Origin of the sequence: Mesorhizobium sp. B2-4-12 (assembly GCF_006441575.1) — a bacterium.
GTDB lineage: Bacteria > Pseudomonadota > Alphaproteobacteria > Rhizobiales > Rhizobiaceae > Mesorhizobium.
This window is the reverse complement of the sequence record NZ_VFVC01000011.1, coordinates 73,733-88,649: the sequence shown is the minus strand read 5'-3', so window position 1 is coordinate 88,649 and position 14,917 is coordinate 73,733. Positions and strand designations below refer to the sequence as shown.

Annotated in this window: 15 protein-coding genes; 13 read left to right on the top strand and 2 right to left on the bottom strand. The window is 64.1% G+C overall.

Translation table 11 applies throughout. The features are described 5' to 3' along the window. Nucleotides 1–2: 2 nt before the first annotated feature. The 13 genes from FJ934_RS09500 to FJ934_RS09440 all read left to right on the top strand — a co-directional run bounded on the left by FJ934_RS09500 (nucleotide 3) and on the right by FJ934_RS09440 (nucleotide 12,345). A complete protein-coding gene (locus FJ934_RS09500; protein ID WP_140609049.1) occupies nucleotides 3–1,043 on the top strand; it encodes an ADP-ribosylglycohydrolase family protein in 1,041 nt (346 codons plus the stop codon). Beyond that, entirely contained in the window at nucleotides 1,040–2,014 is a 975-nt protein-coding gene (locus FJ934_RS09495) for a PfkB family carbohydrate kinase (RefSeq protein ID WP_140609047.1), read from the top strand. The genes FJ934_RS09500 and FJ934_RS09495 overlap by 4 nt, the downstream gene beginning before the upstream one ends. Before the next feature lie 40 nt (nucleotides 2,015–2,054). Next, complete coding sequence (locus tag FJ934_RS09490; protein ID WP_140609045.1) at nucleotides 2,055–3,116, top strand: ABC transporter substrate-binding protein; 1,062 nt, start codon at nucleotides 2,055–2,057, stop codon at nucleotides 3,114–3,116. Between the two features lie 67 nt (nucleotides 3,117–3,183). Beyond that, nucleotides 3,184–4,053, top strand: coding sequence for an ABC transporter permease (locus tag FJ934_RS09485; RefSeq protein WP_181165567.1), 870 nt, complete (start codon nucleotides 3,184–3,186; stop codon nucleotides 4,051–4,053). Continuing rightward, a complete protein-coding gene (locus tag FJ934_RS09480; protein WP_140609136.1) occupies nucleotides 4,053–4,841 on the top strand; it encodes an ABC transporter permease in 789 nt (262 codons plus the stop codon). The genes FJ934_RS09485 and FJ934_RS09480 overlap by 1 nt, the downstream gene beginning before the upstream one ends. Next, nucleotides 4,841–5,908 carry an ABC transporter ATP-binding protein gene (locus FJ934_RS09475; protein WP_140609043.1) on the top strand — a complete coding sequence of 356 codons (1,068 nt, stop codon included), beginning with the start codon at nucleotides 4,841–4,843 and terminating at the stop codon, nucleotides 5,906–5,908. The genes FJ934_RS09480 and FJ934_RS09475 overlap by 1 nt, the downstream gene beginning before the upstream one ends. Nucleotides 5,909–6,140: 232 nt before the next feature. Continuing rightward, nucleotides 6,141–7,391 (top strand): aconitase X, encoded by a 1,251-nt coding sequence (locus tag FJ934_RS09470; protein WP_140609041.1) that lies wholly within the window; start codon nucleotides 6,141–6,143, stop codon nucleotides 7,389–7,391. Next, complete coding sequence (locus FJ934_RS09465) at nucleotides 7,388–7,837, top strand: DUF126 domain-containing protein (protein WP_140609039.1); 450 nt, start codon at nucleotides 7,388–7,390, stop codon at nucleotides 7,835–7,837. The genes FJ934_RS09470 and FJ934_RS09465 overlap by 4 nt, the downstream gene beginning before the upstream one ends. Nucleotides 7,838–7,997: 160 nt before the next feature. After that, nucleotides 7,998–9,086, top strand: coding sequence for a Gfo/Idh/MocA family oxidoreductase (locus FJ934_RS09460; protein ID WP_140609037.1), 1,089 nt, complete (start codon nucleotides 7,998–8,000; stop codon nucleotides 9,084–9,086). 57 nt (nucleotides 9,087–9,143) lie between these two features. Further along, a complete protein-coding gene (locus FJ934_RS09455) occupies nucleotides 9,144–10,058 on the top strand; it encodes a sugar phosphate isomerase/epimerase (protein ID WP_140609035.1) in 915 nt (304 codons plus the stop codon). A gap of 18 nt (nucleotides 10,059–10,076) precedes the next feature. Then, complete coding sequence (locus tag FJ934_RS09450) at nucleotides 10,077–11,156, top strand: fatty acid desaturase family protein (RefSeq protein WP_140609033.1); 1,080 nt, start codon at nucleotides 10,077–10,079, stop codon at nucleotides 11,154–11,156. Between the two features lie 28 nt (nucleotides 11,157–11,184). Further along, nucleotides 11,185–11,499, top strand: coding sequence for a MocE family 2Fe-2S type ferredoxin (locus FJ934_RS09445; RefSeq protein WP_140609031.1), 315 nt, complete (start codon nucleotides 11,185–11,187; stop codon nucleotides 11,497–11,499). Between the two features lie 45 nt (nucleotides 11,500–11,544). Then, the gene (locus tag FJ934_RS09440; protein ID WP_140609029.1) at nucleotides 11,545–12,345 is read left to right on the top strand and encodes a 3-methyl-2-oxobutanoate hydroxymethyltransferase; all 801 of its coding nucleotides are present in this window, start codon (nucleotides 11,545–11,547) and stop codon (nucleotides 12,343–12,345) included. Here FJ934_RS09440 and hutH read toward each other — a convergent pair. Continuing rightward, complete coding sequence (gene hutH, locus FJ934_RS09435) at nucleotides 12,310–13,821, bottom strand: histidine ammonia-lyase (protein ID WP_140609027.1); 1,512 nt, start codon at nucleotides 13,819–13,821, stop codon at nucleotides 12,310–12,312. The genes FJ934_RS09440 and hutH overlap by 36 nt on opposite strands. Further along, entirely contained in the window at nucleotides 13,818–14,819 is a 1,002-nt protein-coding gene (locus tag FJ934_RS09430) for an ornithine cyclodeaminase family protein (RefSeq protein WP_140609025.1), read from the bottom strand. Before FJ934_RS09430 ends, hutH begins: the two co-directional genes overlap by 4 nt. Nucleotides 14,820–14,917: the final 98 nt, after the last annotated feature.

The window sequence follows — 14,917 nt, the reverse complement described above, 5'->3', positions numbered from 1 at the left end:
CGATGTCGGACAAAGCGACGGACATGATCGACCGCGCCATGGGCGCTCTCATCGGCGGGGCGCTGGGAGATGCGCTCGGCATGCCGACCCAGCTTCTGTCGCCGGCGCGGATCGCCGAGCTGTACGGTCATGTCGAGGATTTCGTAGCGCCCGTTGCCGACCATCCGGTGTCGAAGGGGCTGGCGGCCGGCACCATCACCGACGATACCGAACAGGCGCTGCTGCTTGGCCGCATCCTCATCGAATCGGGCGGCCGCTTCGACCACACGCGCTGGGTCAATGCGCTGCTCGACTGGGAGCGTGACGTCAAGGCGCGCGGCAGCTACGATCTGCTCGGGCCGTCCACCAAGCGCGCCATCGACGCCATCAACAATGGTGTGCCAGCCGAGGACGCGGGGCGTGGCGGGGACACCAATGGTGCAGCCATGCGCATCGCGCCGGTCGGCATCATGATGCCGGTCGAAGCGCTGGAGGCTTTGGTCGCCAAGGTGGCCGAGACCTGCCGGGCGACACACAACACCTCGATCGCTATTGCCTCGGCTGCTGCCGTCGCGGCCGCTGTCAGCTGCGGCGTTTCCGGCGGTGACTGGCGCGCCGCCTCCGACAGTGCCGTCGTGGCGGCGGGGCGAGGAGCGACGCTCGGCTACTGGGTGACCGGCGGCGATATCGCCGCGCGTATCGTCTGGGCGCAGGATCTGGTGCGTGGCAAAGCGACGAGGGACGCGATCCGGCTGATCACCGACCTGGTCGGCACCGGCGTCGCCAGCCAGGAGTCCGTTCCGGCCGCCTTCGCGGTGCTGGAAGTCACCGGCGGCGATCCCTGGCAAGCGGCGGTCATCAGCGCCAATCTCGGCGGCGACACCGACACGATCGGCGCTATTGCGGCCGGCATGGGGGGCGCCTGCACTGGTCTTTCGAAGTTGCCGCGACAGCACGTCGCGCGCCTCCTTGGCATCGACGTCGAGCAAGTTCGCGAACTCGCCGGCGACCTCGTCGCGGCGCGATTGGCGAAAACCGGCTCCGGCAAGGATGCGGCGGCATGAGTGGGCGGCTCGTCCATATCGGCAGCGCGGTGGTCGACTACGTCTACCGCATCGATGCCTTGCCGGCGCCGGGCACGGAGAAGACGGCGTCGAGCTATGACCAGGTCGCTGGCGGCGGCTTCAACATGATGGTCGCGGCCAGCCGGACCGGCATGACAGTGGCGTTTGGCGGCCAGCTCGGCAGCGGGCCGAATGGCGATTTCCTGCGCTCCGCCTTTGCCGCCGACGGCATCGAAACGCTGACGCCGCCATCGCCTGCCATGGACAGCGGCAATTGCGTCGCGATGATCTCAAGCGATGCCGAACGCACCTTCGTGTCCTGGCCTGGTGCGGAGAGCATTCTTAGCCTCGACATGATGGCGCCCGTGGTTGTCTCGCCGGGCGACTGGGTGTTCACCTCGGGCTATACGCTGAGCTATCCCGGAAGCCGCGAGGCGCTCACCGAATGGATCGAGGCGCTGCCTGCGCAGACCCCTTTCGTCTTTGACCCGACGCCGGTCATCTCGCATATTCCGCGTGCCATCCTGTCGCGAGTGCTTGCTCGTACGACCTGGCTAAGCTGCAACGCGACGGAGGCCGCCGAGATTGCCGGCCCTGGTGACGTCGAGGCACTCGCGGGGCGACTGCTTGCGGACCATTGCCCAAAAGCCGATGGCATCATCATCCGCAGCGGCGCCAAGGGCTGTCATGTGCGGCTGGCAAATGGTTCCGCCCAGAGTATTCCGGGATTCGAGGTAGCGGCGGTGGACACCAATGGCGCCGGCGACACCCATATCGGCGCCTTCGTCAGCGCGCTGTCGAATGGTGTTCCGCCGTTCGAGGCGGCGCGCTACGCCAATGCGGCGGCCGCCATTTCAGTCACCCGTTATGGCGGTTCGTCGGCGCCGACGGACGCCGAAATCCAGACTTTCCTGGGCGAGGGCGCGGCCGGCGCGCCCGGCCAGGCACAGAAGGCCCATCAGACAGCCTGACAAGCCCGGGAACCGGGCAAACCAAAGAGAGGAACGAACCATGCGCATGCTCAATTTGACTGCTTTGCTGACGGCGACCGCCGTCGTCACCTCCGCACTCGCCTTCGCCGCCAACGCTGGTGAAGTGCATGTGCTCAACTGGAAGGGTTATGGCGCCGACGAACCCTGGGCCATCGAGGCGTTCGAAAAGGCGACCGGCAACAAGGTCGTCAACGACTTCTTCAATTCCGAACAGGAAATGCTGACCAAGATCCGCACCAATCCGGGTCTCTACGACGTCGTCATGATCAATGCCGCCTTCAACGACCAGGCGATGGCGGAAAAGCTGATCCAGCCGATCGATACCTCAAAACTGCCGAACTATGCCGACATCAGCAAGGACAAGGCCGGGTCGCCGATGCTCGACCATGACGGCAAGGTCTATGGCGTGCCGTGGGTCTGGGGCCTGACGGCGCTCGCCATCAACGAAAAATCCTTCGACAAGCCGCCGACGTCGATCGCCGAGATATGGAATCCGGCGCACAAGGGCCGCGTCATCATCCGCGACGATGCTGTCGAGGCGGTGCAGTTCGGCGCCATCGCCACCGGCCAGAACATCAACGACATCAAGGATATGGGTGCGGTCAAGACCAAGCTCACCTCGCTGATGCCGCAGATCAAGACCTTCTGGAGCTCGGAGAACGACTGGAACCAGATGGTCGCCTCCAACCAGATCGATATCGGCACCTACTGGAGCGGCTCGGCCGACCGCGCCAAGACCCACTTCAAACTGCCGGTCTCGCTGGTCATCCCGCAGGAAGGCGCCGTCGCCTGGCTCGACGCCTTTTCCATTCCGGTCGGTTCGAAGAACGTCGCCGGCGCCGAGGCCTTCATCAACTACATGATCGACCCGAAATTCTACGTCGAATGGGTCACCAAGGTCGGTGCTCCCGTCTCCGCCAATACCAAGGCGGTGGAAGCGCTGCCCGAAGATGCCTTCAACCGCAAGGTGATGGGCGACCCTGCGGTGGCCAAGCGCATCCAGTTCCAGGCGCCGATCACCGACGCCCAGCGCGAGGCCTACCTTGCGCTCTGGCAGCAACTCAAGGTCGACGTGAAGTAACACCCACATCCGGACCAGCCGGCGGCTCGCGCCGGCTGGTCCTTCAATCCTGGGGAGGAGGGTTATCATGGCAGTGCAGGGGGCAGTTGCGTCACGCGGCGGGCTGAGATCGGCGCTGCCATTGCTGGCGCCGGCCTATCTCTGGCTGACGGTGGCGATCTTCCTGCCTCTTTCCGCCATGGTCTTTTTCTCCTTCATGACCGACTTGCCTTTGTCGGGAAAGCCATGGGCATTCACGCTTGGCAACTATGCCGCATTCTTCTCGCAGAGCCTTTACCTGACATTGCTCCTGGCCTCGCTGCGCCTCGGCCTTGAAGTAACGCTGTGGTGCATCGTCATCGGCTATCCCGCCGCTTACGTGCTGGCCAAGGTGCTGAAGGGACGCAGCCGCGAGGCGATCTTCCTGCTCGTCATCCTGCCGTTCTGGTCGAACGGGCTGGTGCGCATCTTCTCCTGGGCGATGGTTTTACGCGAGGGCGGCATCCTCGACACGGCGCTCAACGCCGTGCTGCCGTTCAAGATCAACATCGACCTCATGTATTCCTATCCGGCGGTCATCATCGGACTGGTGCACTCCTACGTGCCCTATATGGTGCTGACCTGTTATCTCACGCTGCAAGCCATCGACGACTCGCTGATCGAGGCCGGGCGCTCGCTCGGCGCCTCGCGGCTGCAGGTGCTTAAGCGGGTCATCATCCCGCTGTCGATGCCCGGTCTTGTGGCGGGCGCCGCGCTCATCTTCGTGCCGGTCGTCGGCTCCTTCATGGAGCCGCGTATCCTCGGCGGTCGAACCGGCACCTTCTACGGCACCGTCATCGAGGACCAGTTCGTCGCCGTGTTCAACTGGCCGCTTGGGGCGGCGCTGTCCTTCATCCTGCTGGCCGTCGTGCTGGTCATCCTGGCGATCGCGTCGCCGGTGCTGCGGAGGACGACATGATGGCGACGACACGTATCCTCGAATGGCTCGGCCGGCTCTATATCTTGCTGCTGCTGGCCTTCCTCTATCTGCCCATCATCATCATGGCGCTGATGTCGTTCAACGCCTCGCCCTTCTACCAATTGCCGTTCGAATGGACGACCGAGTGGTACGCTTCGCTGTGGCAGAACGACCAGCTGATCGCGGCCACCTGGAACAGCCTCGAGATCGCCGTCATCACTACGGTCATCTGTGTGGTTCTTGGCACGGCTGCGTCGCTGGCGCTCTTTCGTTACGAGTTTCGCGGCAAGAAATTGCTGCAGGCGCTGCTGTTCCCGCCGATCGCCATTCCGTGGCTGATCACCGGCACGGCGATGCTGATCTTCTTCTTCGGCGTCGGCATCGGGCGCGGCCTGTTCGCCATCCTGCTCGGCCATGTCGCGCTGGCGTTGCCCTATGTCATCGTCGTCGTCTCGGCCCGGCTGCAGACCTTCGCGCCGGAGCTGGAAGAGGCGGCGCGCTCGCTTGGCGCCAATCAGTGGCAGGTGACCAATCGCGTCACGCTGCCCTGGATCATGCCGGGCGTCATCGCCGGCGGGCTGTTCGCCTTTGCGGTTTCGTTCGACCAGTTCGTCGTCTCCTACTTCCTGTCGACGCCGGGACAGACGACGCTGCCGGTCGAAATCTATGCCGCGATCCGCAAGGGTTTTACGCCCGAGATCAATGCGGTCTCGACCATCATCATTGTCGTGTCGATGGCGCTGATGCTGCTCACGGCGCGCTTCTTCAAATTCGGCGGAGAGAAATAATGGCCGGCGTGCAGGTATCGAACGTCTCGCGCAGCTTCGGCGCGCACAAGGCGTTGGACGATGTCTCCATCGATTTCGCCGATGGCGGCTTCTATGCCCTGCTTGGCCCGTCCGGCAGTGGCAAGACCACGCTGCTGCGGCAGATCGCCGGTTTCGACTTTCCCGACTCGGGCCGTATTTCCATCGGCGGCGAGAGCGTCGAGCGGGTGCCGGTGGAAAAGCGGCGCATCGGCATGGTGTTCCAGAATTATGCGCTGTTTCCCAATATGAGTGTCGCCGACAATATCGCCTTCGGCCTGTCGGTGCGCGGCGCGGCGAAGGCTGTGATCGCCACGGAAGTGCAGCGCGCGCTCGACCTCGTGCAACTCGGCAAGCTTGGCGCCCGGCGCCCGCACCAGCTCTCCGGCGGCCAGCGCCAGCGCGTGGCGCTGGCGCGCGCGATCGTCACCAAGCCGCGCGTGCTTTTGCTCGACGAGCCGCTGGGCGCGCTCGACAAGGCGCTGCGCGTCGACATGCAGATCGAGTTGAAGCGCATCCAGCGCGAGATCGGCATTACCACCATCTTCGTCACCCACGACCAGGAAGAAGCGCTGACGATGAGCGACCGCATCGGCATTCTGCGCGACGGCAGGCTGGTGCAGGAAGGACCGCCGGAGGAAATCTACGACCGGCCAAAGAGCGAATTCGCCGCCACCTTCCTCGGCGACGCCAACATCTTTCGCGGCGACGCGACCGGCAACGGTATCCGCCTGCCGGACGGTACGGCCATCGCGGCCGGCGCGGGTGCGACGCTTGCCGCCGGGACCAAGGCGAGTTGTGCCGTGCGGCCCGAACGCATCCGCATCGACACCGATGCCGAGGCCATGGATGCCGCCAATGCCAACATGCTCAAGGGGCAGGTGTCGAAGCGCATCTTCGCCGGCAACAACAGCACCTATTTCGTCGAGCGTGCCGGCCAGACGCTGAAGGTCATCGTGCAGAACACCGGCGTGGACCGGCTGGCGGAAGGGCAGGACGTGGTGCTGCGCTGGTCGCCGGAGAGCACGGTGCTGATCGCGGGGGATTAGGTCGCTGTCGATAGATGGGCCGCTGGCGTTCCTTCGCGCCCCCCTCTGTCCTGCCGGACATCTCCCCCACGAGGGGGGAGATCGGCTGTTATCGCCGGTTTCGCGGAATTCCACGTTGCAAAAAGTGCAATAAGGCCGAAGCTGCCAATCTCCCCCCTCGTGGGGGAGATGTCCGGTAGGGCAGAGGGGGGCGCTGTCCCGCCATACTGTCGAGTAAGCTTCTGGAGTACCGATGACTTTGGAATTGACTGTCGGAGATCAATCCATGCTCGACGGCGAGCAAGGTCCATCGGCCGCAGCCGCCATGAAAACCCTCGTCGCCTTCTCCAAAGCCGTCGGAGCAGGCAGCCTGCTCGACATCACCGGCGCCCATATCGATGGCTGTCTCTATCACGGCAAGGCAGGGCTCGATTTCGTCGAACGGCTGGTCGAGGGCGGCGGCCGCGTGCTGGTACCGACGACGCTCAATGTCGGCTCGTTCGACCTCATCCATCCAGGCATGGTGAAGATGGCGGCAGCGGAGGAAGTGCCAGCGCGACGGCTGATGAAGGCGCATCTGGAGCTTGGCTGCCAGGCGACCTTCACCTGCGCGCCCTACCAGACGCGGTTCCGGCCCGAATTCGGGCAGCAGATAGCCTGGGGCGAATCCAACGCCATCGTCTTCGCCAATTCGGTCATCGGCGCGCGTACCAACCGCTATGGCGACTTCATCGATCTGTGCTGCGCCATGACCGGACGCGCGCCGGCCTGGGGCTTGCATCTCAGCGAAAACCGGCGCGGGCGCATCCTGTTCGAACTGGCGGTTGCCGATCCGGAACCGAGCGACAGCCTGTTTGTCGGCGTCGGGCTGATCATCGGGCAAGCAAGCGGCGATCGTGTCCCGGTTGTCACTGGCCTGCCGCAACCGCGCGACGAGGACCAGTTGAAGGCGCTGGGTGCCGCGGCCGCAACGACCGGCGCCGTGGCGCTGTTTCATGCGGTCGGCATCACGCCGGAAGCGGAAACGCTTGATGACGCATTCCAGGGCATGGCGCCCGAGGAGACTATCCGTATCAGCCGTGCCGACGTCGATCATGCGTTGGCCAGGCTGTCTGGAGTGGCCGACGGTGCGCCGCTCTCGGCCGTGTCGCTGGGCACGCCGCACTTTTCCCACGAAGAATGGATGCGCCTGTTGCCCATGCTGCGCGAGGTCGCGCCTGGCAAGGGCATTCCGATCTATGTCAGCACCGGGCGGGCGACGCTGACGCGGCTGCAGGAGGAGGGCGCGCTTGACGGCATGGAGGCGTTCGGCCTGATCCCCGTCGCCGACACCTGCACCTATGTCACCGCGATCCTCGAACGGCTCGACGGCGTGGTTATGACTAATTCCGGCAAATGGGCACATTACGCGCCGGGCAATATCGGCGTGACTGTCGCTTTCGCCGAGATGAGGGATTGCATCCGTTCCGCCGCTGTCGGGCATGTCGTGCGAGGTACGTCATGAGCAAGCTGATCGAACGAGCAGGCAGCTTCCAACTGATCGGCGCAGCAGAGGGACACAGCTTGGTGTTTTCGCAGCCGCTCAGCTTCTGGGGTGGCATAGATGCCGAAACCGGCGACATAACAGATCATTCGCACCCCGGCCTCGGCCAGAACGTCGCCGGCAAGATCCTCGTCATGCCGAGCGGGCGTGGGTCGTCTTCCTCGTCCTCTGTCCTGGCCGAGGCGATCCGCCGGGGCACGGCGCCCGCAGGTATCCTTCTGGAGAGGCCGGACCCGATCCTCGCCGTCGGCGCCATCGTCGCCGAGTTTCTTTACGGGATCAGTATGCCGCTCGTGGTTTGCGACATTGCGGGCATCGCCTCCGGCGGGCGCATTGCGATCGGTGCTGGCGAGGATGGCGGGGCGGTCGTCAGCTTTGTCGATGCCGCGGTCGCTGAGGTTCAATAAGATAGAACATCACTCTTCGACGCCGCGCCCAACTGAGCCGTCCTTTTTGCATTTGAACCTTCGCGGCTCTCACCTCCATTGTGCTGATGGGAAATGATGGTGCAGGCCTTGGCCGATGCCGGGGCCATGGCGTTATATCCAGTTTCTCGGGGAGGATTGGATGGCGAGCATGGGTTTCGAGCCGGACGTCAAGGTGCGCGCCAGGGAATACCGGATCGGCTGCGTCGGCGCCGGTATGATCATGGCCGAGTGCCACCTGGGCGCTTACGCCCAGGCCGAATTTCCAGTGGTGGCGATCGCGTCGCGGACGAAGGCCAGCGCCGAGAAGGTCGCCACACGCTGGGACATCCCGACCGTGCATGACACGCCGGAGCAGCTGATCGAAGACAACAATGTCGAGATCGTCGACCTTGCCTTTCCTCCCGACCAGCAGCCGGCGTTGATCCGCCACGCGCTCAAGCAGAAGCACATCAAGGCGATCCTGGCGCAGAAGCCGTTGGCGCTGTCAGTCGAGGAAGCCGTCAAGCTGCGCGACGAGGCGGCGATTTCAGGCAAGATCCTCTCGGTCAACCAGAACATGCGCTACGACCAGTCGATGCGCGTGCTGAAGCAGATCATCCACAGTGGCGCGCTCGGCGACATCGTCTTCGCGCAGATCGACATGCACGCGATCCCGCACTGGCAAGCCTTCCTCGCCGATTACGACCGGCTCACACTTGCCAATATGAGCGTGCATCATCTCGACGTGCTGCGCTTCCTGTTCGGTGATCCCCTGGAGATCACCACGTTAACGCGCAAGGATCCGCGCACGACGTTCGAGCATTCCGATGGCATCACGGTGTCGACCTTGCGGTTCCCTTCCGGCGTGCTCGCTGTGTCGCTGGAGGATGTGTGGTCCGGGCCCCGTCAGCAGGGCTATCGAGACGATCAGCACATCAACTGGCGCGTCGACGGCACCAAGGGTGTCGCCAAGGGCACGATCGGCTGGCCGACAGGCGTGGCATCGACCTTGACCTATGCCTCGACCGAGACGACCGGCGGAGAATGGGTCAGTCCGAGCTGGGACACGATGTGGTTCCCGCACGCCTTCATCGGCGTGATGGAGCAGCTTCAATATGCCGTAAAGACCGGCACGCCGCCGGCGCTGTCGGTCGCCGACAACGTCAAGACCATGGCGCTGGTCGAAGCCGGCTATCGCTCGATGGCAAAAGGCCGCACCGTCAGGCTCTCCGAAATCTCGACCGACTGAACATCCGGCCACGGATTAGTATGGCCACTGAATCGCTTACCGGGAGGACTTCACCCCATGATGCAGGCAGGTATCTTTACGGGCTATTTTCCTTACGAGCTGGATGAGGCCGCCAGGCGCATCCGCGGGCTCGGTTTCAACACCGTGCAGCTCGACCTGCATTTCAGGGATATCGACCTGTCGGCGGGACAGATCACCAGGGATAAGGCAAAAAAGGTCCGCGATACATTCCGCGACCACAATCTGCCGGTCTGCTGCATTTCAGGCTACACCAACATCATCCATCCCGACAAAGCCGAGCGCGAAAGGCGCGTCGGCTATCTCAAGGAGATCATCCGCAACGCGCGCGATTTCGGCTCGCCCTATGTGATCTCCGAAACCGGCACCTACAACACCGAATCCGACTGGGTGCATCATCCCAGGAACAAGACCGAAGAGGGTTTCGAGGAATGCCGCAAGGTGATCTCCGACCTTGCCCGGACGGCCTATGACCACGGCGCGGTGTTCCTGCTCGAAACCTATGTCAACAATGTCGTCGGCTCGGTCGAGGAGACGGTGAAAATGTTCGCGCAGGTCGATCACCCCGGGCTCGGCCTGTTGATGGACCCGACCAATTATTTCGAGGCCCACAACATCGATCGCATGGACCAGGTGCTGAACCAGGTGTTCGACACGCTGGCCGAAAAGATCAGGATCGCGCACGCCAAGGACGTCAAGCGCTCGGGCGGCGACAAGTCGGAAAAGCATGCGGACATCGGCGACGAGAACGCCCATGAGGGGCTGACATTCCGTGGCGTCGGCGAGATCGAACTGCCCGCTCCTGGTCTCGGCTCGCTCAACTACGATCTCTATCTCAGACGGCTCAGCGAGAAGCACCCGAACATCCCTGTCATCATCGAGCATCTGACCGAGGACGACGTGCCGCGCGCCAAGACATTTCTGGACGGGAAATTCCGCGCCAACGGCCTTTGAGGCCAGCGGGAGAAGACGATGGCGAAGCGCGACTACAGCCTGGTCGGCGAAAGCACACGGATCGCGATCGAGACCGGCCTGGCCTCGGCCGAGTGGTATCACACCGACGTGCCGCGCAAGGCGATGAAGGAGTTGATGCGGCGCTGCGACGGCCCGGCGATCCGCGACACGGCGATCTGGCTCGCGGCGATCCTGGGCTCGGCCGCCGGGATCGTCTGGTTCTGGGGTTCGGGGTGGGTGGTGCCGTTCCTGTTCGTCTACGGCGTGCTCTACGGCTCGTCCAGCGACTCGCGCTGGCATGAATGCGGCCACGGCACGGCGTTCCGCACGCGCTGGATGAACGACGTGGTTTACCACATCGCCTCCTTCATGCTGATGCGCAATCCCGTGCAATGGCGCTGGAGCCATGCCCGCCACCACACCGACACCATCATCGTCGGCCGCGATGCCGAGATTGCCGTCATGCGTCCGCCGGACCTGTTGAAGGCGGCGCTGGCCTTCACCGGCATTCTCGACTTCCGCTATTCGCTGCCGACGCTTGTGCGCCAGGCTTTCGGCACGCTGTCTGACGACGAGAAGAGCTACATCCCGGAGATGGAACAGCACAAGGCCGTGGTCGCGGCCCGCTGGCATGTCGCCATCTATGTCGCGACGATCGCTCTCGCGATCGGGCTTAGATCATGGGTGCCGCTGGTGCTGATCGGTGTGCCGCGCCTCTACGGCACCTGGCATATGGTGACGACCGGCCTGCTGCAGCATATCGGCCTTGCCGACAATGTCGTCGATCACCGGCTCAACACCCGCACCGTCTACATGAACCCGATCAGCCGGTTCATCTACTGGAACATGAACTACCATGTCGAACACCACATGTTCCCGATGGTGCCCTATCACGCGCTGCCAAGGCTGCACGAACTGATCAAGCACGATTTGCCGGAGCCGAACCCGTCGATGTGGCATGCCTATCGCGAGGTCTGGCCGGTGCTGCTCAGGCAACTGAGATACGAGGACTATTACCTCAAGCGTGAACTGCCGCCGACGGCCAGACCCTATCGCGGCGAGTTCCATGGGGCCGATATGTCGGCGGCGGCCGAGTAGCGATCGCCAATGTCGTGAGGAGCCCGAGATGGCCAATTGGGTTGAAGCGTGCGCGGTGGACGACGTCGAGGAAGAGGATGTCATTCGCTTCGATCGTGGCGGCCGCACCTTCGCGGTCTACCGTTCGCCGGATGACGAGTTCTTCGCCACCGACGGCTATTGCACGCATGAGAAGGCGCATCTGGCCGACGGGCTGGTGATGGACGACATCATCGAATGCCCGAAACACAATGGCCGTTTCAACTACAAGACCGGCCAGGCCAAGGGCGCGCCGGTCTGCGTCAATCTCAAGACCTATCCGGTCAAGGTCGAGGCCGGTAAGGTGATGATCGAGATCGACTGATCGGCCGACATGGCCTCCCCCAACACAATGAAGGAACAAAGTTCGATGAGCCGAAAGAGACCGACCGTCGCCGATCTGCGCGCGATGAAGGGTAAGCGCCAACTGACCATGCTGCGTGTTCTGACCCTGGACGAGGCCGAGGCCGCCGAACGGGCAGGGGTCGACATCGTCTCGGTGCCGCCCGAACTGGTGCTCAACCCGCAATACCGCGATGCAGCCCCCAGCCTGTTCACCATGCCGGGCGAGAATTTCTTCGAGATCGGCACGGCGGATGATTTCGTCCGCTGGGCCTTCCGCCTCTACAAGGCCGGCGCCGACGCGGTCTATTGCAGCGCCGGCTACGCCACCATCAAGCGGATGGCCGACGATGCTATCCCCGTTATCGGCCATGTCGGCCTCATTCCATCGCGCGCGACCTGGACCGGTGGCTTCAAGGCCGTCGGCAAGACCGCCGACGCCGCCATGCAGGTTTTCGAGGCGGTGAAGCAACTGGAGGCGGCCGGCGCCATCGGCGCCGAGATCGAAGTGGTGCCGGTCGAGGTGGCGAAGGCGATCTCGGAGCGTACTCCGCTCATCATGCTGTCGATGGGGGCGGGCACGGGCTGCGACGCGCAATATCTGTTCGCCGAGGATATTCTTGGCCAGAACCGTGGTCACATGCCCCGCCATTCCAAAGTCTATCGCAACTTCGCCGCCGAGTGTGACCGGCTGCAAGCGGAGCGGGTCGCCGCATTCTCCGAATATGTCGCCGACGTCAACAGCGGCGCCTATCCCGAGGACAGGCACATCGTGCACATGGATCCGGCCGAGCTACGCCTGTTCCTGGACAAGGTCAGCCTGATGTAAGGTCCAATTCCCGCTGGCAAGCGCGGCATGGAGCGCTTCGGCGTCGATGCCGAGCGGCCTGTCCTCCTTCAGCACCGGGACGAGCGCACGGATCCCCGCGTGGACGGCCGATATACGTGGTGCCAGCACCAGCCCTTCACGCAGGTCGACGGCCTGGGCGGCGGCCATCAGTTCGAAGGCGATCAACCGCCGCCACAGCATGATCATCCCGGCGCATTTCGCAACGGCGAGCGGCGACTGGGTCGCGTGGTCCTCGACGCCTTCCGAGATGGGCAGGAAATCGAGCATCACCGGATTGGCCTTGTGGCGGATGGCGGCCAGGATCGAGGTCACCGTCTTTTGCAGCGGCACGAAACCAGCCGACGCGCCGCCGACCGGGGAGAGATATTTTGGCAGGCCGTTACGACCGGAACCGGTGAGCTGGATGAAGCGGGCCGCACTCGCCGCGGCGCATTGCGCGATCGCCAGACTGAGCGTCTCGAAGGCGAGCGACAGGGCAGCCGTGTGGAAATTGCCTGTCGACATCACCACGCCGTCGTCGCCGACCACCAGCGGGTTGTCGGCCGCGGCATTGAGCTCGATCTCGACGGCCCGCTTTGCCTGGGCGATTGCGTCGATCAGCGCACCGTGGATCGATGGCATGCAGCGGATCGAGAGCGGGTCCTGCAGGGTTGTCGGCGCCGGTGCCTCGTCGCGGGCGAGAAGATCATGCAGCGCCTTGGCGGCTTCCTGCTGGCCGGCCGCCGGGCGTGCCATGTGCAGGCGCGGATCAAGGATGGTGCGGTTGGCGCCGATGCCTTCCATGGTCAGCGCGCCGGCCTGCTGCTGCTGGACAAGGGCCGACAGCGTATCCGTCACCACGAGCGCGCCGCTGCCGGCGGAGACCGCCGAGGCGTTGACGAGCGACAGCCCGTCCTTGGGCGCCAGGCGGATCGGGGCAAGGCGGGCCATCATCAGCGCCTTTGCCGCCGGCATTCGTCGTCCCTGATAATCGGCCTCGCCTTCACCGATCAGCAGGCGGGCGAGCGCGGTCATCAGCACGAGGTCGCCGGCGCCGATGGAACCGAGCGACGGCATCACCGGATGGACACCGGCATTGAGGGCGTCGACCAAAGCGACGAACACGGCAGGCGAAAGGCCGGAGCCACCGGCCGAAAGCATCGATGCGCGCGCGACCATGGTGGCGCGGACAGTCTCGGTCGGCAGCGTTTCGCCGACCGCTCCGCTGCGCCCTTCCAGCAATTGGCGCTGGAAAGCGCTGGCGTCGCCTTCGACCGTCGTGCCGAGATTGGCGCCAAGTCCGGTGTTCAGGCCATAGATATGCTGGCCAGAGGCGGCGGCATGATCGAGCACTTTTCGCGCCTTTTCCAACCTGCCGATGACATCGGGTCCGATTTCCACCTTGCGCGCTTCACGGGCGACCGCGGCGACATCGCCTGTGCCGATGCGGGCTCCGGTGAGGACCAGCGCGCTCATGCGAAGCGCAGCCTCTGGCCGATGCCTTGGGCTTGCGCCTTGGACAGCATCGCCTTTCCGAGCGCAATGTCGGAGAGCGACAGGCCGCGATGCCAGAACAGGATTGTTTCGTCGTCGCTTTCGCGACCCGGCTTTAGACCGGCGGCGATCTGGCCAAGCTCGGCATGCAGCGTCTTTTCGCTGAGCCGCCCGGTCTCGACATGGGCCCGCAGCGAGCCGAACTTGCCGCCCTTGCACTGGCCCCAATCGTCGACGACCATCTTCTGCATGATGTCGGTCAGCGACAGTTCCACCGCGCTCATCGTGCCATAGGGTACCACAAGCGCGCCGGGCTTGATCCATTCGGTCTTGAGTAGCGGCTGCGGCTCCGGCAGACGCGAGGCCTCGACGACGATGTCCGCTCCCTTGACGCAGCCTTCCCAGTCGGCCACCGCCGTTACCGTCTTGCCGAGATCGGCCGACAGTTTGGCGGCAAAGCCGTCGCGGCTTTCCGGGCGGCGCGAATGGACGCGGATCTCGTCGAAGTCGCAGAGATGGTCGAGCAGCCGCACGTTCCAATAGGCAGTGCCGCGCGCGCCGATATGGGCCAGCACCTTGGAATTCCTGCGCGCCATATGCTTGGCGCCGATGGCGGTGACCGCGCCGGTGCGCATGTCGGTGATGACGGTGGCGTCGAGAATGGCGCGCGGCGTGCCGGTGCGCGGATCCAACAGATTGAGGATGCCGAACTCGGACGGCAGTCCGTGCAGATAGTTGTCGACATAATCGCCGACAATCTTCACGCCCGCCGCATCGAGCGGCGCCACATAGCCGCGCAGCACGTTGAAATGGCCGTGGAAGGACGGGTCGGGCTCCAGGTGGACGCGCGGCTCGATCACCGTCTGGCCCTTGCCCTGCGCCACGAGCCCGGCCTCGACCGCGCCGATGATTTCCGCATCGGTCATGGCAAGGGCGTCGATGTCGAAGGCATTGAGATAGTCGATATAGATGGGCTTCATGCGCGCACTGTTCCTCGGGAGCCCCCACTCCCTCCATAACAGGCAAACAGGCGATACGAAAGTTTGTTGGATAACCTATGGACTGAGCCAGCCGGATG